Here is a 19920-nt window from a genome sequence, read left to right on the forward strand (position 1 = left end):
GCCGTTTTTAATAATGATAATATGTGTAAATAATTTATTATGAGTGCAATAGTCGTCTGTGGTAATTGATTTGGCCAAGATGATAGGCTAGGTGTGTGGTCAAATGTATAAGCATATACTCAGTTGAAGTTTTTGATTCGAAAACTAAAAGTGGAAATTCCATTTTTAATTCTTCTTCCGATATATTATTTAATGCATGGTTGACTACAACAATAGTTTCTTCGATTTTTGATAGTAATTCTGTCTTCGGAATATCTTTCAGTGAAAATTCAAGTGCTCTGTTTCTAATATAACTAGTTTTTCCAAACTCAGCTCCAATATAAGTATTTAGGTTACCTATTAAATGCAGACAAAGATTCCCGGCAGAATTAGTTATGCCTTCTTGGATTTTCCAAATATCACTATCATTTCTATATAATTCAATTTCTGATTTAAGTTTATTTAAATCTCTAGTGAATAACGATTTTAAAGTTTCAATTAGCATGTTTATTTTCTTTATGTTTTTTCAACGAAAATAATGCTTGTTCATTAATTTTTTTGTGAAAGAAACCAGTCCATCCAAATAAATAACCTTTAATTCCAAAGGCCTGTTTAGACCATTTCCAAATGTCAAAATCATCAGTATGCTTAATGATTAATCCATCCTTAAATTGAAACTGAGCATTAATCACATTAACTACTTTTCTGTTAGTTTTACTAAAGTTGTAGGTTGCAATGCATTGTGCTGAACCAATGTATTCAGTCGCTTTTACTTCATTAAACTCGATTTTAAGTTTTCCGTTACTTTTTTCGACCAACATTTTCCACATCTCGCAAACATCGTTTCCTTTTAGTAAGCCAAAGGCAGGATCACGAAATTGAATATCACCATGATAACATTCGCACATACTTGCTGCATCAGCGTTTGCAAAGGCAGTATAAAATTTGATTAAGGTTTTATAATTTTCGTTCATATTTACATAAAAGTGAATAGTAAAATTAGTTTTTTTTTTGTTAATTTTTTTCTTTTTTTTAAATTTTCAACCTTTTAACTTAAAGAATTTTAAATCGTAATTGGTAATGTAGTATTGTAATTGCTTAAGTAGAAATTAGTTCTATTTTGAAATTAGGCGCAAAAAAAAGGATAGACTTTTAAGTTTCTATCCTTTCTTGTATTCAATAAAAATATGTAAAATGATTAACTAATTACTTTGCAGGAATTATATCAATTATCACTGTACGGTTATAAAAACGCTCCTCTGGAGTTTTGTTTTCAAAAGGAGATTTGTTTTCATTTTCTCCAAATCCGTTTACTTCAAATTTCACGTCATTTCTACCGGCTTTAGATAAAGCGCTTGCAAGAATTCCTTTAACATCATTAGCACGGGCTAGAGATAAATCAAGATTATGCGCTTCTTCACCAATAATATCAGTGTGACCATGAATGATTACAGTTGCTCCTGCAGGAATTTTTGGTGTTACAATATCAGTTAGGTACTTTTCATAGATTGCAATCGCTTTTGATTTATTAAATTCATAAATGATGCTATATCTAATACCTTCTTCAATTTTTGCAGGTGTCCAAAGTACAACATGCATAGTGGTTTCCTTTTCTATAATTTTACCACTTTTAGTTTGACCTACCATTTTAACTTTAAAGTCTCCTTCTGGTCTGTCTCCTAAAATTGATTTTCCAGGAATGCTAGCAACATCTTCGCTGTACGGTCCAAAAGATTGTACTTTCCCTTGTTCATCAGTCATTTGTACTGACCATGAAGATAAAGACTCTTTAGCTCCGTTGTTATTTATAGTAACGTAACTTTCAGCTGGTGCTTCTTGTAGAGCACTGATTACCACAGGCTTCATCTGTGCATCTGGTCCACTTTGAAATTCCATTAATAAATCAGGAGAGTTGCTTTCAATCGAAACTCTGCGATCTCCTTCACGAAGTAATTCAAGTTCTAAAGTTGCACCAGGTTGTTCTGATGGGATATTTGGTTTGTTTTGACCTTTAGTAGTAATTCTAGAAGGATTAATAGCAAATACATTTACCAAATAAGTTTTTATTGATTCTGCCATTGCAGCTCCATCTTCAGGACCTTTTTCTGATGAACCCACCAAAGTAATTGTTGCGGAAGGATTTTTTTGCATACGGTCACCAAGGATGTTTAGAACATTGTAATAAACAACCATCTGACGTTTTGAACGGTCTGATAAAGTTTTTGGTGCAAATACTTCCAATTGGTCTTCTTTGAAATCTTTAACCTGATCTTTGTTTAATAAGACATAACGATTTGGTATTTCAGTAGATCCTAGATTGAAGAACACATAGTTTCTAAGTGGGAAAATTTCAGTCATTCTTCTTTCTCCCGGAACATTACTAGGAGAGTTTACAGAGAATTGAACTTCACCGTCTTTTACCATATCAGTAGACTGTTGGATATTTTGTCCTTGTCCAAATTTTAACGCAACACCAGCTCTTACAGTGGTATTATTCCATGTTTCAGTTGAACGTGGATTTTGACCAAAATAAGGTTGGAACGATACAAAAGGAGATAATACAAATTGTGTTTTGTTACTATCTGACGAAAGTGGAATATCATATCCTGCTCCAATTTGCATTGAAATAAGAGTTTTATTCATATTATCAAAATCCCCTTTTACTGCCGCATTAGCAGTTTGATCTGGAAATGATGGATTAACACCTAATTGGTATGTAAAAGATTTATCCATGTTGAAAGCCAAACGTGGACCTCCATATAAATAAAAATCAGATTTAAAGGGTGCAAAACGCAAACTAGGTTCTACAGTAATATAACTCACGTTTGCTTTTAAATCAACTGGGCAGTCACAGTCTGTAATCACTTGGTCGAATTTACCTCTGCGGCTATCGTAACCCGCTTGTAACATAACGCCCCATCTGGAATCAGCAGGACGGTATTCTAAAAGTGGTGCAACGAATAGTCCAGCACCAAATCCGTCATGAAATGTTTTTGGGGAAGTGAAACTAGCATTCAATTGTTGCGTAGAACCACGATAGAAATTAAAATTAGCACCACCTGCTACTCCAAAAAACCAAGAAGGTTTTGTGTATTTAACTGGTAGCGTTTCTTGTGCTTGAACTGCTGTTTGAAAGCTTAACAACGACAAAGCAATTAGTGCAACGCTTTTGATAGTTAGCTTATTAGGAGACAATGATATACAAGCTGTCTCTTTATAAATATTTTTTGATTTCATTTTTATATATTTTATTATTAGATTTTATTTAAATGAATCCCGCCCTAAGACGGGATATTTAAATCTTAAATTAATTGCTTAGTTAGCAGGAACATTGATAATTGTATTTACCATAGTTACAGAAGCAATTAATGAAATTGCTCGTCCGTTTAATACCGTTTCTTGACCTGGTAAAGTTGTGCTACTACCTGGAGAAGACAATGTAACTCCGTCTTCTGCTAGTATGATTCCTGTCATTACACCACCACCTGCGTAGTTGATAACTGCTGTACTACCTACGTACCAAAATACATTTTTAGCCAAAGCTCCACCTAACAATTTAACATTTCTGGTAGCTGCTGGAGAACCTACCGTTAATGAAGACTCTGCTTGGAAAATCCAAACGTCAGTTGCACTTCCAGATAAAGTTAAATCTCCATTTGTGATTTTATAAGTACCACTTGCTGATTTATAAACTCCTGCGGCTAAAGTTAATCCACCTAGCTCACCTGATCCTTGGTCACTTCCTCCTGGTTTTGAAGCTGGAGAAATGCTATTGTAAAGGTCTCTTGCTGCATTCAATCCTTCAAGCGCGGTTTGTGCTTTTGTAGCATTCCCAGGTGCTGGTGCTGCTGCAAAAACTCCACCATAAACAAGTCCGTTATTAAGAGGTGTAACTGTGTAAACCTCATTAGGCGAAGCTAATTTATCTGTGAATCCAGTTACTAAAGTAGAAGCAGCTGTTGTTCCGATACTTCCATTATTAATCCTAGTGTTCAGACCTTGATTCGTTATTCCTGCATTTCCTCCAAATACTCCAAAGAATAACCCTGCAGTTGGAGAAGGAGAATTTGCAACTAATGTTGTAAAATTCCATACGAAGTCATTTGCTAAAGGCACTCCGGTAGCACTTTTTGCACCAGTTGTAATTGTAGCAGTATACATTTTACCTTCTAATAAAGCATTGGTAGGTTTAAAAGAGGCAGTAGACCCTGCATAAGTTACCGCTCCAGCAATAGTTGTTGTACCTTGTTTTAAGGTAAAAGTCGTTGCTGTGATGGTTGACGGATCCATAATCATACTAAAGTTAGCAGTGATGGTTTTATTAAGACTGATTCCAGTTGAATTGTTGATAGGATCTGTAGAAGTTACGGTTGGAGCTATTAAAGCACCTGTTGTGAATTTCCACACATAGTCAGCTATTAAAGTTGTATTGTCTAAGTTTGTCACTGCCTTTGAAACCGTAGCTGTATAAAGCGTATTTGCAGTCAAAGGTAGTGCAGGAATAAAAACAGCAGTAGTTCCGCTATACGATATTGTTCCTGAAACTGCTGTAGTTCCTTGTTTTAAAGTATATGTAGTTGCATTAATAGTTGAAGCCTTCATTGGCATATTAAAGTTAACACTTACGACTTTATTTAAAAATACGTTATTGGCGTTATTGTCTGGATCAGTTGACGTAACCATTGGGGTAACGGTTAAACCTGTACTGAAAGTCCAATTAGTTTCTGTTTGTATCGCATTACCGGTAAGATCCATAACCGTTCTTGTTAATCTAGCACTATAAGTTGTGTTAGGAGCAAGTAAAGCAGATGGCTTAAAGGTTGCTGTCTTATTTAAGTATGTAATTACACCAGCTATTTGTGAAGTGCCATTTTTCAACGTAAATGAAGTCTGATTAATTGTTGCAGGATTCATTTCTTCATTAAAAGTCACACTAATTAATTGATCAAGAGGTACATTTGTAGCTCCGTTTACTGGAACGGTAGACACAACAACTGGACAAACTCCGTCGATTTCTACGAAATCATCTTCGGCGCAGCCAGAAAAGAATGCAATAAATACTATTGCAAGGGTTAAAAGTAAATTTTTTGTTTTCATTTTTATTGTATTTAGGTTAAGAAATTATCTATGACAAAGATTGGCTAGTTGTAGACCAAATCTATTATACAATTAAAAAATTAGCTTGTAAAATTCACTTATTTTAAATTTAGTATGTTTTTCAAGACGTTAATTTATAGGCGCTTACGATTAACCATTGTTTTTGTCTATAGTTTGGTAGTAAAAAAAATTAAAAAAAAACTTAAATTTCATTCAAAAACCAGCGTAGTTTTTTCTACATAAATGCAATAGTAATAGTCTGGAAAGTAAATTCGTGAATATTTTTAATCAGATAATTTGAGGATGTCAAGCAATACTAATTTTAAAAAAAAATTATCGGCGGAATCATCAGATAAAAGGTTTGTATTTCTTTTTACAAATTTTAAAAGAGTGCTTTGAAAAATGAGAATATACTAATTTGAAATTTTTCTTTTTACCTTTTGTGCAAATTTATAATTTCAGGATAGAACGAGATTAGAATAGTGGGAGTAAAAAGAGTATAGCGTGTTTTGAATTACAATTTCTGATTCAAAATTATTATTTCAAAACTTGAAAGGTATAATAGGTAATTTAGATTTTCTATGAATTGATTTCCCCTTTTTTTCCTAGTTCTGAAATAAATGAGGTAAGGTCTTTGGTGAAGCTGTCTAATGCCAAAGCGGATTGTTTGATATAATCTAAGTAATCTTTTAGTTCTTTTTTAGAATTTGTGTTTTGATCCAAGAGTTCTGAAAGTCCTAAAATATTTGCAATTGGCTGTCTAACTCTATGGGAAGTCATAAACATCATTTTTTCGAGCCCTTTTATATATTCTTTTTGATATGCTTGCGCTTTCTTAAGTTTTTTATTTGCCACAAGATATTCTTTTGCTCTTTTTTCTTTTTCTTGGTTTTGATAGGCAAGTTCTTTATTAGCAATAATTAATTCAGCTGCTCGTTTTTCTTTTTCGTCATTTTGAAAAATGAGTTCTTTATTAGCAATAATTAATTCAGCGGCTCGTTTTTCTTTTTCTTCATTTTGAAAAGCAAGTTCTTCATTGGCGATAATTAATTCAGAAGCTCTTTTTTCTTTTTCTTCGTTTTGAAAAACAAGTTCTTTATTGGCAATAATTAATTCAGCGGCTCTCTTTTCTTTTTCTTCATTTTGAAAAGCAAGTTCTTCATTGGCAATAATTAATTCAGAAGCTCTTTTTTCTTTTTCTTCGTTTTGAAAAACAAGTTCTTTATTAGCAATAATTAATTCAGCCGCACGCTTTTCTTTTTCGTTATTCTGAAAAACAAGTTTTCTATTAGCAATGTTTAATTCTGCTGTTTGAATAGCTTGTTCTTTGTTTTTAAAAGCAATTTTTTTATTAGCAATTACTAGTTCAACTGCCCTTTTTTCTTTTTCGATGTTTTGATATGCCAGTTCTTTATTTGCAACAATAAATTCGGCCGTTCTTTTTTCTTTTTCTTGATTTTGAGCAAGTAGCGTTCTTTTAGCGATATTCAACTCTGCAGTTTGAATAGCAATTTCACAATTTTTGAAGGTGATTTTTTTATTAAGAAATACAAGTTCTGAAACTCTTTTCTCGTTCTCTTCATCTTGAATGGCAAGTTCTTTTCTAGTACTCACTAATTCAGCTGCTTGCTTCGCTATTTTTAGTTTATGATGCTCCAATTCTGGAATAGGAAGATTTAATTGTGTTGCAGGTTTTCCTTCTTCTTTATTTTTAAAAGAATTTTTTTTTATAACACGCATTAAATCATTTTTCTTGGGAGGTATCATTACTGTTTTATTCAAAAAAATTAAATTAGCAGAAAGTATGTGCGTAAAAAGTAACCTATACCGTAGTAAATGCGATCCATTTTATAGAATATACTTCAATATAACTATATAAAAAAAACAAAAAAGCAGGAATATTTTTTAATCCTGGTACTATGGTGTACTATTCCAGTAATTCCGCAGGTTTCCCAGTGTCGGTATGTTTAGTAACGATATTTGTAATTACAAATTGTAATACGTTACCTAATAATCTTTTGAATGGATTATGGCTAGATCTTACTATTACTTTTTTGGTAATGTAGCCTGTTGCCATCCCAATGACATTACTAACTAGATTCCCTTTTAAGTCAGGAGAAGTTGTCATTTCAGAATAGACTCTCTTAATGATGTTTAAAGGTTTTAAACTATCATAGGTCACTTCAAATTGTTCTTTAAGTATCCTTAATTCTTGCTTTTGTCTGTATTCTAATAAAGCGATAGTTTCATTTAAATAGTCCGTTTCATTACTCTTTTTCATACTATCCTTTTTTTAACATTTTTGAAATTATCAAATTACTCATCGGTACTTTGATCCATTGATCTTTAAAACTATTTATTATGATAGCTAAAATAAAATAGGTGCCAGCCACTGCAAAATACCCATAATAGGTTTTTCCGAGTAAGTCGCCTATCCATATAGAAAGACCAATATTAATCAATAGGGCAACCATAGCAACAACAATAACAACGATCAATCTTGACAACAGCGAGGATAAAACATCGGCAGATTTATCAATAACATTTAGCTTTGCTAATTCTACCGTTGTTCGAGTGTAATCCTCTGCTTTTTCAAAAAGCATTTCTATTGGTGTTGCTTGGTTGTCCATGATTTAAACTTTAATCTTATTTGTATTATGCAATTTTGGTATTCAAATAGTTTTAAATATTTGAATTTTTTATTTCACTTTTTAAATTATCAAATTTCGTTTGCCCTTCAGCTTTAGCATCATCAAATTTTGATTTTCCTTCTGATTTAATATCTTCAAATTTTGATTTTCCTTGAGAAATTAAGTTTTCCCCTTCTTTCCAAATTTTTTCATATTTATTGGTCATGGTTCCTAATAATGTATCTAATTTGTCTTTTAACTCATCAGCATAATCATTACTTTTATCCATTAGTCTTTTTCTTGTTTTGTCTCCTTTTTCAGGTGCAAATAAGATTCCTAATAATGCTCCGGCAGCAACACCACCTAATATTCCTAAGACTACTTTATCTGTTTTCATAATAATTTTTTTTTAATGTTTGTATTCTGCTTTTTATAATCTTCTTCCTTGGATAAGTCTTAATATTATCGCAATTACTGCAATAACAAGTAGGATATGTATTAGTCCGCCTGCACTGTATGCAAAGAATCCGATTGCCCAAAAAATGATTAAAATTACTGCGATTGTGTAAAGAAGATTGCTCATGATTTCTATTTTTTAATTGTTAATTATTAATTAATACTTAAATTTAAAAAAATTAATTAACTGTATTGCAGTTATTTATGTATTTTTTTTAAAATATTAATTTTTTTATTACCGCTTTGGGTACTAGTTAAATGAAAAAGCTCCATAAAAACTCAAAACACTATTTTTTCCGTCAGGAAAAGTATAGTTTGTTCCAGAATAATTTCTTTCTTTGCCTACTTTAGTAAGACCGTAATTATATCGTACACCAAAACTAACTGTTTCTAAATCGATCCCTAATCCGGCTGCAACACCCGCATCAATTTTATTGAAATCATCTGTGTTTATATTGTCTTGGAAATTATAAGTTCCAGATTCGTTTGTAGTTTTACCACTAATTAAATAACCCGCGTAAGGTCCTACTTGTACATTGAAAATTTTGGTAACGTTTGCAACTAACATAACCGGTACTTCGATATAATTCAGTTTGAATTTTGCCGTTCCGGAAGCAAAAGCATTGTTATAAACTACTTCAGCACCTTTTCCTGTGTAATAAATTTCAGGTTGAATAGAAATAGAATTGGTTACGGGAACCTTTGCATACAAACCAACATTAAAACCAGTTAAGACATTTTCGTCATCTGCATTATCCGTATATAAGTTAGAGAAGTTAACCCCTCCTTTTACACCAAACTTGGTAACGTTACTTTGAGCGTTAGCATTTGTATAACCCATAAAAGTTAAGACTAAAGAAGCTAAAATTATTTTTAAATTTTTCATTTTAATTTTTATTTAATGTGTTTTTGTTATAATACAAAGATGGTCATGGTTAGGGAGAAAAGAGTTACAAAACTTTTTGTAAAACTTACATTATTCACACCTCTAAATATTTAAAGAATAAATACTGTTTTTTTTAAGGAAATATATAGCACAAAAAAAGGCGGGTTTTTTAAAACTCGCCTTTAGAAATAGTGCTGTAAATTATTTTTTATTATCTACAGTCAAGTTTTTTAGAGCCTGACTTAGCTGATCCATATCGTGATTGTATTCTCGTTTAAAAGATTCCCAATCATCACTGGTATCGTTTTTATAACTATCTACTTTAATCTTGATTTCCTTATTTCTTTGTTCCAGCGCATCAATTTTTTTGGCATACATAATGTCAATTGAACTCCCAGTATTTTTTATTTTAGCTTTCAATTCAGCTATTATAATTTTATTTTCAGTTATTCTTGTATTGGTTTCTTCTTTGAATTTTTTCCACTCTTCAGCAGTTGCCTCTTTTTTAGCCACCATTAAATCTTCTTTGGCATCTTCTGTGTCTTCTCGAGCATCTGTTATATTGTCTTTCGCCTCGTCTTCTTTCTTAGTAGAAGTTTGACATCCTATTAACATGGTCGCAGTCATCATGGTTAGTATTGCCAACATATAAATTTTTTTGCTCATTTTATGAAATTTTAAGATTTATAATCGTGGAATTAGTCAATTAGAATTCACTTATTTGAAACAGTTTTTGGTCAAAAATGAAAAATTGAGGAGGCTTTGGAACAGAAACAGAGAGAGTTTAAAATGTTTAGACCTTAGGATAATATGAAATGAATTTATTTAAAGTCCTTCAATGATTTTGAGTAATTCTTCTTTAGTTTTTCCCAGTTTTTGTTGAAGTTTTGTAATCAGTTCATCTTTTGTACCTTCCTTAAACAACATATCATTATCAGTCAATGCAGCGAACTTTTGTTTTAATTTATCTTTTTGTTCGTCCCAATTCCCATTTGATTCTTCCGCTTTCATTTTGATTTATTTATACCATGAAAAAGTGTTCATGATGGTACAAAGTTCGATGATTGGTACATGATTTGGCTTATAGAATTTAACTCAAAACTTATATATTTCACACATTGCTAATGAATTGTTTTTTTTAGCCGAAAAAATAAAATTATTTAGCTTCAATTTCATCGTTAAGAGCACTAATTTTTTCAGCAAGTTCGCTATACTCTTTAGAAAGTTCGGTTATTTCACGTTCTGTTTTCGCTTCAACATTAAGTACCGTATTACTAGCTGTATCGTGGGAGGAAACTAGCTCATTAATTTTTAAATGTAATGAGGCTGAAAATTTATTAAATGATTTTTGAATGATGAATAAACTTAAAAAAGTGGTTCCAAAAATAATATCTCCAATAATTTGATGTAAATCTCGTGTGGCAAAAAAACTGTTGACCCACCAGAATAACACTAAAGCTAAAGCAATAATAAATGTAATTGAATTACCGAGAATACTTGTTGCTACAGAAGTGAGTTTTTCAAAAACACTTTCTAAATGACTATAAATTTTAATCATGAATTTTAAGTTTAATTTCAAAATTATAAAAACAAGAATAAGTAAATTTAAAATTCACTTTTATATTATACTTGGTTCTAAAAAAAATAAAAGTAATTATTTATGATTTATAATGGTATTATTTTAACGTATATTTTTTTAACAATGATTCCAAAGAATTATAGTAATCTTGTAAAATTTTTATATTTATTTCAGGATTTTTGACGTCGGGAATGGTGGTAGGCATTTCGTCCAGGTATTTAGATAATTCGGGATAGTCAGTTTTGATTTTCATTGTGATTTTAAGAATAGCATCTTCGATTTCAGTTTCGGTTTTCATAATATTTATATTTTTGTTTTTTTAATGTACTGTTTTTAAGATAAGATGATTTTGTGTTTTTTAATTTAAAAATATCTCATTTTAGAATGCTTTATGATAAAAAAAAACACTCAATTTATAAAAAAAATTAAGTGTTTAATGTGACAGATCTATTTATGCTTTTTAAAATGCAGTTGTTCCTATATCTGTTGTATTACCAGTGGTCACTACGATAGTACTTTTTGTTACAGGCAATAAAGGTAAAACAGGAGTAATCGTTACATTGTAAGTCCCTGAAGGAAGTCCCATAACTAAAAATTCACCGCTTGCATTTGCGTTTGTTGAATAGGATAAACTCGTAAGAACATCAACAGCTGTAACCACAGCCAAAGCACCTACAGGAGTAATTTTACCTTTTATGTTTCCACTTATAGCAGCTTCAATTGTTCTAATAACCGGTTTCAATTTATACGTTCCGTTTCCTGTATTAACAATTGATTTGTTAGCATCAAAATCAAGTAAGACACTATACAAAATACCTTGTTCAAGTGTTTGGTGTACTTGAAGTTTTAATCCTGATTGCTCAGCACTTGGGGTACTCAAAGGATAACTTACATTATCAACAACTACCGTATTATTAGGTCCAAGTATAAGTCTAATTTGCGCAACTTTAGAAACTTGCAATGTATCCGTAGCGATAAGTGTATTTACACCATTAGAAAAATCAAGTAGATTGTAGATTCCTTTTCGAACATTCAATGACACTGTTTCTCCAGCATCTCCAGTTATTTCTACAGCTTGTAAATCAATATTTACTTTTTGATATGGTCCTGGAGCATCAGTCATTTTTACAGCATAAGGATAACTTGAAGCTGTATCATCGTTGCTATTGCAAGAAATCATAATAATCCCTAATACGATGAAAGATAGAATAATTTTCATTTTTTTCATTTTCGATTGTTTTATCGTTATAAAATACTTTATAGTATTTAGTAAAGGTAATGGCAACAGTAAAGCGATGTGTTACATAACTTTAGTATTAAGTTGTAGGATTCACACATTAAAACAGCAGTAATTTAAGATTTTTCTTACCATTAAAGTTCAACATTAAATTCATTATAAAACGATCGTTTTTCTATAGATTTATTTTTTGGCAGCAGCAGCGCTATCTTCTGCCTTCTTCATAGCATTTTTTAGTTCTGCTTCTTCTTGATTGTCTAACTCTTCCTGTTTTTTATCCTCGGCTTTTTCCTTTTTCTTAAAGTAACCTCTCAATAAAAAATTATGTTTTGCAGCTTCTGTAATTTCAGTAAATCCTTTGGTGGTAACTTGAATATTATTCATGGTAGAATCGACCATTCTTCCCATTTTTTCATCAGTCACTAATTTGGATAACGCGCCTTTTCCGGTATTCATTTTAGTGGTAAAGGAAGAAAAAGCATTGGAACTTGTTTCAAGATTCAGAAGTGATTTTTTTATGCTGCCAGCCATCTCTTTATCCGTCATTAATTTTGATAAAGTTCCATTTCCATTGTTCATGTTGTAGGTAAATTGAGCAAGTTGTGCCGTAATTATACCGGCATTATCTACGCTTTTTTTAACGCTACCCATCACATCTTCCATGTCTATTGGTATTTTTGAAGCAATAACGTCATTGTCCTCAACAATTTTATTAGAGGCAACTCCAGGAGAGATAGTTAATACTTTATCTCCCATTAGCCCGTCTGAACCAATACTTGCCGTAGCATCAGTTTTAATAAACTTTCGTACCTCATCTTTTATTACAAAGACCACTACCACTGAGGAATCTGTTTTTAGCTGAATGTCACTCACTGTACCAATATTGATTCCGGCAAAACGCACATTATTACCTATCTCAAGACCACTAACGCTTTTGAAATTAGATTTTAAATTAAATGTTGAACCGAAAAGATTTTGCTGCTTTCCTATAAAATAGATAGTACTAATAAACAGGACTAATCCAATTATTACAAACATTCCCAATTTCCATTGGAACCCAGATTCTTTATTCATAATTTATATTTTTTATTATTATTTTAATGTTTAAATAAAAAAAGAACGTACCCATTCGTCGTCGCTTTTCTCTAATTCTTCATAACTGCCTTCAGCATGAATTACCCCATCTTTTAGAATAATCAATCGGTCAGCTGTGTGTTTTGCACACGCCATATCATGAGTAATAATGATAGAAGACGTTTTGTTTTTTTTCTGTATGTCCAGTATTAATTCGCTTATTTCCCTTGATGTTATCGTGTCTAGTCCTGTTGTAGGTTCATCATAAAGCACTATTTCAGGTTTAAGGATAAGCGTACGTGCAAGTCCAATTCGTTTACGCATACCACCTGATAATTCTGACGGCATTTTATCAATTGCATCAGCCAAGCCAACACTTTCTAGAACTGCTAATATTTCAGCTTCCAGTTCTTCCGGTGATAAATCTGTTACATGTCTTTTTAATGTAAAGCCAAGGTTCTCCCGAACGCTCATCGAGTCATACAACGCAGCATTTTGAAAAAGAAACCCAATTCTGACCCTTATTTCATTCAGCTGATTATTATCCAGTTTAGTTATATCCGTGTCAAAAACTTTTATTTCTCCTTTATCCGCGACAACAAGCCCAACTAAACATTTAATAGTTATTGATTTCCCAGATCCGGATTTTCCTAAGATTACTAAGTTTTCTCCTTTATTTACAACTAAGTTGACTCCTTTGAGTACCTCGTTTTTTCCAAAGGTTTTATGCAGGTCTACAATTTCTATTATTGAAGCTTTATTATCTGATAGGGCAGGAGCATCTATATTTTTTTTCTCTTGTATCATCTTAGAAGAATAAATCAGTTATTTGAACTGCCATCATATCAATAATGAATATCGTTAATGAGGCGGTCACAACCGCGGAGTTTGCCGCCAGTCCAACACTTTCAGTCCCATTCGCTGCAGTAAATCCTTTATAACAGCCAATCATTCCGATAAAAAAACCAAAGAAAAATGTTTTAATGGTTGCTGGTACAATATCTAAAAATGCTAATGATTCAAACACTTGAGAAATATAACGGGTTAGGTTAATGTCACCATGCATATTCACACCAATAAATCCTCCTAACATTCCAATTGCATCTGCAAATATTACTAAAATAGGAATCATAAGTGTAGTGGCTAGAATTCTTGTCACTACCAGGTATTTAAAAGGATTAATAGCGGCTACTTCCATAGCATCAATTTGTTCGGTAACTTTCATTGAACCTAATTCGGCACCAATACCAGACGAAACTTTTCCCGCGCAAATTAAAGCTGTGATTACAGGAGCAATCTCTCTAATTAGAGAAAGCGCAACCATTCCAGGCAACCAGGATTCTGCGCCAAATTTTGCTAAAGTAGGTCTAGATTGAAGTGTAAGTACCAATCCCATTATAAAGCCTGTAATAGCCACTAATGGTAAAGATTTATAACCAATGACGTAACATTGCTTAATAAACTCTTTGAATTCATAGGGCGGTTTGAATACTTCTTTGAAAAACCGAATCGCAAAAAGCGAAACTTTACCAACATCGTCAAAAATATTTTTTAAATAAATAATCAAAATCTATATTTATTAGGTTAGTTTAATTTATAATTGATCTCACACATTATAATAGTATAAAATACGCTGTCAAAAACTATAAAAACTAAAGTGTTTTATGCAATTTTATTTATATGTTAATTCAATATAAAAAGTAGTGAGGGATTTACTAGTATTTTAAAAAAAAAGAATAATAATCCTCTTCAATGTGTTTTCATATTTAGTACAGCAAAATAACAGCGTGCAAATATCATTAAGATTTCATTGTAATTTTTTACACAACTTTTGTTAAAAGTTGTATTATTCACAGATTAAACTGCAATAATGAAGCACTGCTTAAGTAGTTTTTTTATTTGTTACAATTAATACAATACCTCCCACAGCCAATACAATTCCAACAATAGGAGACCAGTTTATGGGATGGTTTACCTCTTTATTTACTTGAATAGGGCCAAAATCAACCACTTTTTCAGTAGTTACATAGTTAAACCCCGTATATGCCATCATAACTATTCCTATTATGACCATTGCTATTCCTAAATTTTTTAATTGCATGTTTTTTTTTATAGGTGTTATTAGTTGTTTTTTTTAATATAATTATGCTTCTGAAAAGTATTCTTTAATAAAAGCATGTTGCTGATTATGAGTCATTTTGTCGGTATTTTTTATTTCGAATTTTATTTTGAAAAAATGAATATCCTCGCTTATAATATCAAAAAATTCAATTTTAGCATTAGTAGGACCAAAGAGTATTACCTGTTCATAATCCTTAATTGCCTCACTTAATTTCTTATAATAGTCTAAAAGAAGGCGTTTCTTTTTATTGTGCATTAGACTTTCGCTTTTAGACAAAGTTTCTTCTTTTACATGATCAGTTAATTTTGATTCAATGGTTTTGATTTCAAAATGCTTATTGGTAAATTCCATTAAATGTGCGATAGAATGATCCATCCAAATGCCTAATCTTTTTCTCGTTTTCATAACTTAATTTTAAAAATGTGATAAATATGAAATCATAAACACTATTTATAATTTTTGAATTGCAATAGTCTAAAGTTCAGTTATTTATGAATTTAAAATGTTATATAACTTTGAGATATATTTATATAATTCACGTATTTTTAAACTCAAGAAGAAAATAGAGAAGAATTTTTTGATTCTGGACAATAGTGATTGGTCCAAGTGCATTTAGCAATTGCAATTATTTTTAACTATCAAAGGGCTGTTGATACCAACAGCCCTCATAATCCAAACCAAAAAAAATACTCAACTAATTGTTTTTTATAATCGTTCTAATTCAACAGACCATTTGCTTAATATAGAATTACATTCTTCAATAAAATTTTACTTTTTATGTATAAATCAATAGGTAATAAAGATTATTTAGGAAACTTCAACTGTGATAGTGTCATTTAATATCTCCAAATTTTCTTTTTGAAAGTCCATTTCAGTGATTAGTTTCTCTTCATCAAGAACTCTTGAAGAGCTTATTTTACCAACTCTGCAATTACTTTTGGAAACGATTTGTAAGTTGTTTGCTGATATTTTCATTTTAGGATAAAATTTATAAAAGTTTAAATTAGCTTAAATATCTCCTTAATACCCATGCCATTGTCTCATGCTGCTCCATTAATCCAGTCATAAAATCTGCAGTACCGGCATCTTTATTTTCCTCAGCACAGATATCAATATCTTTTCGTAATTGTACAATCAGAGTTTCATGATCTTCTAACAGTTCTTTTTTCATTTCTTTATTAGAAGGGTAATGATTTGGCGATTCTTTAAGAATGGTCAGTTCCGAGAACTCTTTCATCGTACCAATAGTTTTTCCACCAAGTTTGCTGATACGTTCCGCAACTTCGTCAATCGCTTCTTCCAATTGTTTATACTGACCTTCAAATAATTTGTGCAGTTCCATAAAATTTTCACCAGCAACATTCCAATGAAATTTTCTTAATTTAACATATAATGTCATTTCATTAGCTAAAATAGACGAAAGAAATGAATTGCTTTTTTGTAAATGACTTTCTGTAATTCCAATTTGTGGTTTCATAATTCTTTGTTTTTATTTTGTGTTTTTATATAATTATTAAGATTTAACAATCATTTTGCCTGTGTTCTCGCCTTTAAACAATCCGAGCAATGCTTTAGGCAAATTATCAAAGCCATTTTCGATCGTTTCGGCAAATTTTATTTTTCCATCTTTCACCCATTGGGCTAAGTGCTTGATACCTTCTGGAAAATCGTTTTTAAAATTACCTACGATAAAGCCTTGCATCAGCACACTTCTGGTTAGTAACATTGGCTGTAAACGGGGTCCCATAGGAGTGTCAGTGCTATTGTACAAAGCAATTTGTCCGCACAATGCGATTCTTGCATTAAAATTTATACTTGCTATAACCGCATCGGAGATTTCGCCACCTACATTATCAAAATAAATATCTACACCATTTGGACACAAAATTCCAATTGCTTTACTCATGTCTTTTGTAGTCTTGTAATTGATAGTTTCATCAAAACCGAATTCGGTTTTTAATAATTTAGTTTTCTCATCAGAACCGGCTATTCCAATAACCCGACATCCTTGAATTTTTGCTATTTGTCCTACCACAACTCCCACAGCTCCGGCAGCGCCTGATATGACAACTGTTTCTCCTTTTTTTGGTTTACAAATATTCATTAAACCAAAATAAGCGGTAAGTCCTGTCATTCCTAAAACACCTAAATAATAGCTTGCTGGAGCAATAGAAGTATCAATTTTTTTTAAATCTTTTTCTGAAACTGTACATTTTTCTTTCCAGGGTAACATTCCCAAAACGATATCACCCGCTTTTAGAATATCAGATTTACTTTCCAATACTTTCGCAATCACACCACCATTTATAGGCTGATCTAAATCAAAAGGAGGACTGTAAGATTTTGCATCATTCATTCGGCCTCGCATGTAAGGATCAACGGAATAATACATTCCTTCTACTAAAACTTCACTATTTTTAAGTTCAGCCACATCAACAGTTTCTGACCTGAAATTGTTAAGAGTAGGGGATCCTTTTGGTCTTGATGCTAATACTATTTGTTTTGTTTTCATTACTTTTTCATTAAAAGTCAAATTCTAAAAAGCGTCCGAAAGACCGCTTACGCGAATGAGTTTCTTATTTACAAATTCTTGAATTCCCAATTCCGATAATTCTCTACCGTAACCCGAGCCTTTAGTTCCTCCAAAAGGTAGATTTGCTTTAGTACCAGTTGGATGATTAATGAACACCATTCCTGCATCAATTTTGTCAGCAACCCGTTTACCACGTTCTATATCTTGAGTAAAAACGGAACAACCTAAGCCAAAATTTGAATCATTTGCTAAGTCAATTGCTGCCTGTTCATTTTTTACCCGATAAAAAGAAGCGACTGGGCCAAATAATTCTTCATAATAGGCTGGTATTTTAGGATTTAAATCCGTTAGAATTGTAGGTTGCATAAAAGCACCTTCACGATCAGACCGTGTACCGCCCAATAAAACTTTTGCACCAGCATCGACTGATCGTTTTACCTGATCTGCTATATGCACAGCTGCCGCCTCACTACTTAATGGACCTAGTTCTGTTTCAGAGTCCATTGGATCACCTAAAACTAAGTTGGATAATTTTTCCTTGAATTTTTTAATAAATTCATCAGCAACAGCTTCGACTGCTATAAATCTTTTGGAAGCTACGCAGGACTCGCCATTGTTGTTAATTCTACCGACGACAGCCCATTCAACAGTTTTGTCAATATCAGCATCATCTAATATTATAAAAGCATCGCTGCCTCCTAATTCCAAAACAGATTTTTTCAAATTTTTACCTGCTTCTGCGGCTATATTTGCGCCTGCTTCTTCACTGCCTGTTAATGCTACTCCTTTAATTCTTTTGTCAGAAACTAGAGCGGAAGCCCTTTTACCTGAAATTAAAAGGTTGGTATAAAGACCAACTGGGGCTCCTGCTTCATTAAACAATTCTTCAATAGCAATGGCACATTGTGGAACCGACGAGGCATGTTTTACTAAAACCGTATTTCCTACCATTATATTTGGAGCAGCAAAACGCGCTACTTGATAAAATGGAAAATTCCAAGGTTCCACACCTAAAATTATTCCTATTGGGCTGAACCTTATTAAAGCGCTCCCAAACTCCGGCTCCAAATGTTTATCAGCTAAAAAATCAGTGGCATTATCTGCATAGTAATCAAAAATATCAGCACTTAATAAAATTTCACCTTCAGCTTGAGCAATTAATTTTCCCATTTCCAAAGTAATTATTTTAGCAAGTGATTCTTTTTTATCACGCATTATTTTAGCCACTTTATGCAATATTTTAGCGCGTTCTGCATAGCTTGTTTCTTTCCATTCTTTAAATCTTTTTGCAGATTTTTCTATTAATGTGTCAACAGTTTTGTCTGACATTTCTTCAAATGATTTGACAACTTTATTATTGTATGGATTAACGGTTTGAATAGACATAGTTTGTGATTTTTTGATAAGTATTATTCCTCTTGTTCTAAAAGTTTTATCGACCCATACATTGCTTCGTATTTCGTTATTATTTCCGATTCACCTATTGAACAAAAAATTGCTTCTAAGCGTTTGATATGTTCTTTTGTAAAGTCATAATGTATGGTAAGGGCATCAACTAACTCTTTTGTTGCAGCCTTTTTAATCATTATGGGTATAGATATAATTAATGCTTTTTCAGCAAAATAAATTTCTTTAAGTTCATCAACAAAAATATTGCGACAACCTTCCGTTACCTCTGGTTTGGTAAACGTTGAATTTCCCTTTCCATCTTTTGTTGTTCTTTTTTTATCAGCTTTAGTGGCGGTACTTTTCATAATTTTGTATTTAATTATTCTGAAATATTAGTATTGTAAATTTCAGGTTTAATGTACTTTAATGCTTTATACAATTTTATATATGAGTTACAACTTTCACACATTTTCATTCGGAAATATGGAATAGTTCAAAAAAATGGTTTCGCATTGAATAAAATTATGGGACTATTTTATATGATTTCTTATGCAATTTTTTTTTAAGAGGGAGGCTAAATAACCAGATTAAATATCAATACGCAATGCCTGCTGATAAAAAATCGTAAATGAAATGGTGATTAAATTTAAGGATTTCAGCCCTGATTTTAGTTAAAAAGGACATAAAAAAATATAATTAATTTTAAATCAATTGGTTTTTGTATTTTATTTTAGTACATGACAAAAAACATATTTCATTGGAAATAAATAAAATAAAGAATTTAAAATTAGGATAAAAGACTGATATTCACTACATTAAATAATTATTACGACATAATTTTTCTAATGAGGAACACCAGTCTCGAGGGTAAAGATATAGCATTAATCACGGTTTTACAAGAGCATTTTAAGGGAGATGTCAATTTAGCAAGGGTCAAG

General features: G+C 31.7%; 25 protein-coding genes. All 25 read right to left on the bottom strand.

Annotated features, from left to right (window positions below; all coding sequences use genetic code 11):
* Positions 1-37 precede the first annotated feature (37 nt).
* The 25 genes from ACFX5F_RS14595 to ACFX5F_RS14715 all read right to left on the bottom strand — a co-directional run bounded on the left by ACFX5F_RS14595 (position 38) and on the right by ACFX5F_RS14715 (position 19347).
* On the bottom strand, positions 38-484 hold the full coding sequence (locus tag ACFX5F_RS14595) for a DUF1572 family protein (RefSeq protein WP_379852747.1): 447 nt from the start codon (positions 482-484) through the stop codon (positions 38-40).
* On the bottom strand, positions 474-953 hold the full coding sequence (locus ACFX5F_RS14600) for a nuclear transport factor 2 family protein (RefSeq protein ID WP_379852748.1): 480 nt from the start codon (positions 951-953) through the stop codon (positions 474-476). Before ACFX5F_RS14600 ends, ACFX5F_RS14595 begins: the two co-directional genes overlap by 11 nt.
* Before the next feature lie 232 nt (positions 954-1185).
* Positions 1186-3216, bottom strand: a complete 2031-nt coding sequence (locus ACFX5F_RS14605; RefSeq protein ID WP_379852749.1) for an outer membrane beta-barrel protein — start codon at positions 3214-3216, stop codon at positions 1186-1188.
* Between the two features lie 78 nt (positions 3217-3294).
* Positions 3295-5076 (bottom strand): Ig-like domain-containing protein, encoded by a 1782-nt coding sequence (locus tag ACFX5F_RS14610; RefSeq protein ID WP_379852750.1) that lies wholly within the window; start codon positions 5074-5076, stop codon positions 3295-3297.
* A 579-nt stretch (positions 5077-5655) separates the two neighbouring features.
* Positions 5656-6843 (bottom strand): histidine kinase dimerization/phospho-acceptor domain-containing protein, encoded by a 1188-nt coding sequence (locus tag ACFX5F_RS14615; protein WP_379852751.1) that lies wholly within the window; start codon positions 6841-6843, stop codon positions 5656-5658.
* 160 nt (positions 6844-7003) lie between these two features.
* Entirely contained in the window at positions 7004-7357 is a 354-nt protein-coding gene (locus tag ACFX5F_RS14620) for a hypothetical protein (protein ID WP_379852752.1), read from the bottom strand.
* A 1-nt stretch (position 7358) separates the two neighbouring features.
* The gene (locus tag ACFX5F_RS14625; protein WP_379852753.1) at positions 7359-7706 is read right to left on the bottom strand and encodes a hypothetical protein; all 348 of its coding nucleotides are present in this window, start codon (positions 7704-7706) and stop codon (positions 7359-7361) included.
* 52 nt (positions 7707-7758) lie between these two features.
* Positions 7759-8103, bottom strand: coding sequence for a YtxH domain-containing protein (locus ACFX5F_RS14630; protein WP_379852754.1), 345 nt, complete (start codon positions 8101-8103; stop codon positions 7759-7761).
* 33 nt (positions 8104-8136) lie between these two features.
* Positions 8137-8289 carry a lmo0937 family membrane protein gene (locus tag ACFX5F_RS14635; RefSeq protein WP_379852755.1) on the bottom strand — a complete coding sequence of 51 codons (153 nt, stop codon included), beginning with the start codon at positions 8287-8289 and terminating at the stop codon, positions 8137-8139.
* Between the two features lie 123 nt (positions 8290-8412).
* On the bottom strand, positions 8413-9048 hold the full coding sequence (locus tag ACFX5F_RS14640; RefSeq protein ID WP_379852756.1) for a porin family protein: 636 nt from the start codon (positions 9046-9048) through the stop codon (positions 8413-8415).
* A gap of 201 nt (positions 9049-9249) precedes the next feature.
* Positions 9250-9714: a sll1863 family stress response protein gene (locus ACFX5F_RS14645; protein ID WP_379852757.1), complete on the bottom strand. Its 465-nt coding sequence runs from the start codon at positions 9712-9714 to the stop codon at positions 9250-9252.
* A 159-nt stretch (positions 9715-9873) separates the two neighbouring features.
* Positions 9874-10059: a CsbD family protein gene (locus ACFX5F_RS14650; RefSeq protein ID WP_379852758.1), complete on the bottom strand. Its 186-nt coding sequence runs from the start codon at positions 10057-10059 to the stop codon at positions 9874-9876.
* A 145-nt stretch (positions 10060-10204) separates the two neighbouring features.
* A complete protein-coding gene (locus ACFX5F_RS14655) occupies positions 10205-10606 on the bottom strand; it encodes a low affinity iron permease family protein (RefSeq protein ID WP_379852759.1) in 402 nt (133 codons plus the stop codon).
* 118 nt (positions 10607-10724) lie between these two features.
* Complete coding sequence (locus ACFX5F_RS14660) at positions 10725-10925, bottom strand: hypothetical protein (protein ID WP_379852760.1); 201 nt, start codon at positions 10923-10925, stop codon at positions 10725-10727.
* 162 nt (positions 10926-11087) lie between these two features.
* On the bottom strand, positions 11088-11846 hold the full coding sequence (locus ACFX5F_RS14665; RefSeq protein WP_379852761.1) for a DUF4382 domain-containing protein: 759 nt from the start codon (positions 11844-11846) through the stop codon (positions 11088-11090).
* A 201-nt stretch (positions 11847-12047) separates the two neighbouring features.
* Complete coding sequence (locus tag ACFX5F_RS14670) at positions 12048-12938, bottom strand: MlaD family protein (protein WP_379852762.1); 891 nt, start codon at positions 12936-12938, stop codon at positions 12048-12050.
* Between the two features lie 30 nt (positions 12939-12968).
* A complete protein-coding gene (locus ACFX5F_RS14675) occupies positions 12969-13745 on the bottom strand; it encodes an ABC transporter ATP-binding protein (RefSeq protein ID WP_379852763.1) in 777 nt (258 codons plus the stop codon).
* A gap of 1 nt (position 13746) precedes the next feature.
* Complete coding sequence (locus ACFX5F_RS14680; RefSeq protein WP_379852764.1) at positions 13747-14505, bottom strand: MlaE family ABC transporter permease; 759 nt, start codon at positions 14503-14505, stop codon at positions 13747-13749.
* Between the two features lie 315 nt (positions 14506-14820).
* The gene (locus ACFX5F_RS14685; protein WP_379852765.1) at positions 14821-15039 is read right to left on the bottom strand and encodes a YidH family protein; all 219 of its coding nucleotides are present in this window, start codon (positions 15037-15039) and stop codon (positions 14821-14823) included.
* Positions 15040-15081: 42 nt separating this feature from the next.
* Positions 15082-15465 (bottom strand): hypothetical protein, encoded by a 384-nt coding sequence (locus tag ACFX5F_RS14690; protein WP_379852766.1) that lies wholly within the window; start codon positions 15463-15465, stop codon positions 15082-15084.
* Positions 15466-15867: 402 nt separating this feature from the next.
* Positions 15868-16035 carry a hypothetical protein gene (locus ACFX5F_RS14695; RefSeq protein WP_379852767.1) on the bottom strand — a complete coding sequence of 56 codons (168 nt, stop codon included), beginning with the start codon at positions 16033-16035 and terminating at the stop codon, positions 15868-15870.
* 28 nt (positions 16036-16063) lie between these two features.
* Complete coding sequence (locus tag ACFX5F_RS14700) at positions 16064-16537, bottom strand: Dps family protein (RefSeq protein ID WP_379852769.1); 474 nt, start codon at positions 16535-16537, stop codon at positions 16064-16066.
* Positions 16538-16573: 36 nt separating this feature from the next.
* A complete protein-coding gene (locus tag ACFX5F_RS14705; protein WP_379852771.1) occupies positions 16574-17572 on the bottom strand; it encodes an NADP-dependent oxidoreductase in 999 nt (332 codons plus the stop codon).
* A gap of 24 nt (positions 17573-17596) precedes the next feature.
* On the bottom strand, positions 17597-18979 hold the full coding sequence (locus tag ACFX5F_RS14710; protein ID WP_379852773.1) for an NAD-dependent succinate-semialdehyde dehydrogenase: 1383 nt from the start codon (positions 18977-18979) through the stop codon (positions 17597-17599).
* A gap of 23 nt (positions 18980-19002) precedes the next feature.
* Positions 19003-19347 (bottom strand): DUF892 family protein, encoded by a 345-nt coding sequence (locus tag ACFX5F_RS14715; protein WP_379852775.1) that lies wholly within the window; start codon positions 19345-19347, stop codon positions 19003-19005.
* Between the last annotated feature and the right edge of the window lie 573 nt (positions 19348-19920).

This window comes from Flavobacterium zhoui (genome assembly GCF_042787235.1).
Lineage (GTDB): Bacteria > Bacteroidota > Bacteroidia > Flavobacteriales > Flavobacteriaceae > Flavobacterium > Flavobacterium zhoui.

What these genes read in the sequence shown, in the direction of transcription:
- ACFX5F_RS14595 (WP_379852747.1), bottom strand. Translation starts at nt 484, where the DNA reads ATGCTAATTGAAACTTTAAAATCGTTATTCACTAGAGATTTAAATAAA.
- ACFX5F_RS14600 (WP_379852748.1), bottom strand. Translation starts at nt 953, where the DNA reads ATGAACGAAAATTATAAAACCTTAATCAAATTTTATACTGCCTTTGCA.
- ACFX5F_RS14605 (WP_379852749.1), bottom strand. Translation starts at nt 3,216, where the DNA reads ATGAAATCAAAAAATATTTATAAAGAGACAGCTTGTATATCATTGTCT.
- ACFX5F_RS14610 (WP_379852750.1), bottom strand. Translation starts at nt 5,076, where the DNA reads ATGAAAACAAAAAATTTACTTTTAACCCTTGCAATAGTATTTATTGCA.
- ACFX5F_RS14615 (WP_379852751.1), bottom strand. Translation starts at nt 6,843, where the DNA reads ATGATACCTCCCAAGAAAAATGATTTAATGCGTGTTATAAAAAAAAAT.
- ACFX5F_RS14620 (WP_379852752.1), bottom strand. Translation starts at nt 7,357, where the DNA reads ATGAAAAAGAGTAATGAAACGGACTATTTAAATGAAACTATCGCTTTA.
- ACFX5F_RS14625 (WP_379852753.1), bottom strand. Translation starts at nt 7,706, where the DNA reads ATGGACAACCAAGCAACACCAATAGAAATGCTTTTTGAAAAAGCAGAG.
- ACFX5F_RS14630 (WP_379852754.1), bottom strand. Translation starts at nt 8,103, where the DNA reads ATGAAAACAGATAAAGTAGTCTTAGGAATATTAGGTGGTGTTGCTGCC.
- ACFX5F_RS14635 (WP_379852755.1), bottom strand. Translation starts at nt 8,289, where the DNA reads ATGAGCAATCTTCTTTACACAATCGCAGTAATTTTAATCATTTTTTGG.
- ACFX5F_RS14640 (WP_379852756.1), bottom strand. Translation starts at nt 9,048, where the DNA reads ATGAAAAATTTAAAAATAATTTTAGCTTCTTTAGTCTTAACTTTTATG.
- ACFX5F_RS14645 (WP_379852757.1), bottom strand. Translation starts at nt 9,714, where the DNA reads ATGAGCAAAAAAATTTATATGTTGGCAATACTAACCATGATGACTGCG.
- ACFX5F_RS14650 (WP_379852758.1), bottom strand. Translation starts at nt 10,059, where the DNA reads ATGAAAGCGGAAGAATCAAATGGGAATTGGGACGAACAAAAAGATAAA.
- ACFX5F_RS14655 (WP_379852759.1), bottom strand. Translation starts at nt 10,606, where the DNA reads ATGATTAAAATTTATAGTCATTTAGAAAGTGTTTTTGAAAAACTCACT.
- ACFX5F_RS14660 (WP_379852760.1), bottom strand. Translation starts at nt 10,925, where the DNA reads ATGAAAACCGAAACTGAAATCGAAGATGCTATTCTTAAAATCACAATG.
- ACFX5F_RS14665 (WP_379852761.1), bottom strand. Translation starts at nt 11,846, where the DNA reads ATGAAAATTATTCTATCTTTCATCGTATTAGGGATTATTATGATTTCT.
- ACFX5F_RS14670 (WP_379852762.1), bottom strand. Translation starts at nt 12,938, where the DNA reads ATGAATAAAGAATCTGGGTTCCAATGGAAATTGGGAATGTTTGTAATA.
- ACFX5F_RS14675 (WP_379852763.1), bottom strand. Translation starts at nt 13,745, where the DNA reads ATGATACAAGAGAAAAAAAATATAGATGCTCCTGCCCTATCAGATAAT.
- ACFX5F_RS14685 (WP_379852765.1), bottom strand. Translation starts at nt 15,039, where the DNA reads ATGCAATTAAAAAATTTAGGAATAGCAATGGTCATAATAGGAATAGTT.
- ACFX5F_RS14690 (WP_379852766.1), bottom strand. Translation starts at nt 15,465, where the DNA reads ATGAAAACGAGAAAAAGATTAGGCATTTGGATGGATCATTCTATCGCA.
- ACFX5F_RS14695 (WP_379852767.1), bottom strand. Translation starts at nt 16,035, where the DNA reads ATGAAAATATCAGCAAACAACTTACAAATCGTTTCCAAAAGTAATTGC.
- ACFX5F_RS14700 (WP_379852769.1), bottom strand. Translation starts at nt 16,537, where the DNA reads ATGAAACCACAAATTGGAATTACAGAAAGTCATTTACAAAAAAGCAAT.
- ACFX5F_RS14705 (WP_379852771.1), bottom strand. Translation starts at nt 17,572, where the DNA reads ATGAAAACAAAACAAATAGTATTAGCATCAAGACCAAAAGGATCCCCT.
- ACFX5F_RS14710 (WP_379852773.1), bottom strand. Translation starts at nt 18,979, where the DNA reads ATGTCTATTCAAACCGTTAATCCATACAATAATAAAGTTGTCAAATCA.
- ACFX5F_RS14715 (WP_379852775.1), bottom strand. Translation starts at nt 19,347, where the DNA reads ATGAAAAGTACCGCCACTAAAGCTGATAAAAAAAGAACAACAAAAGAT.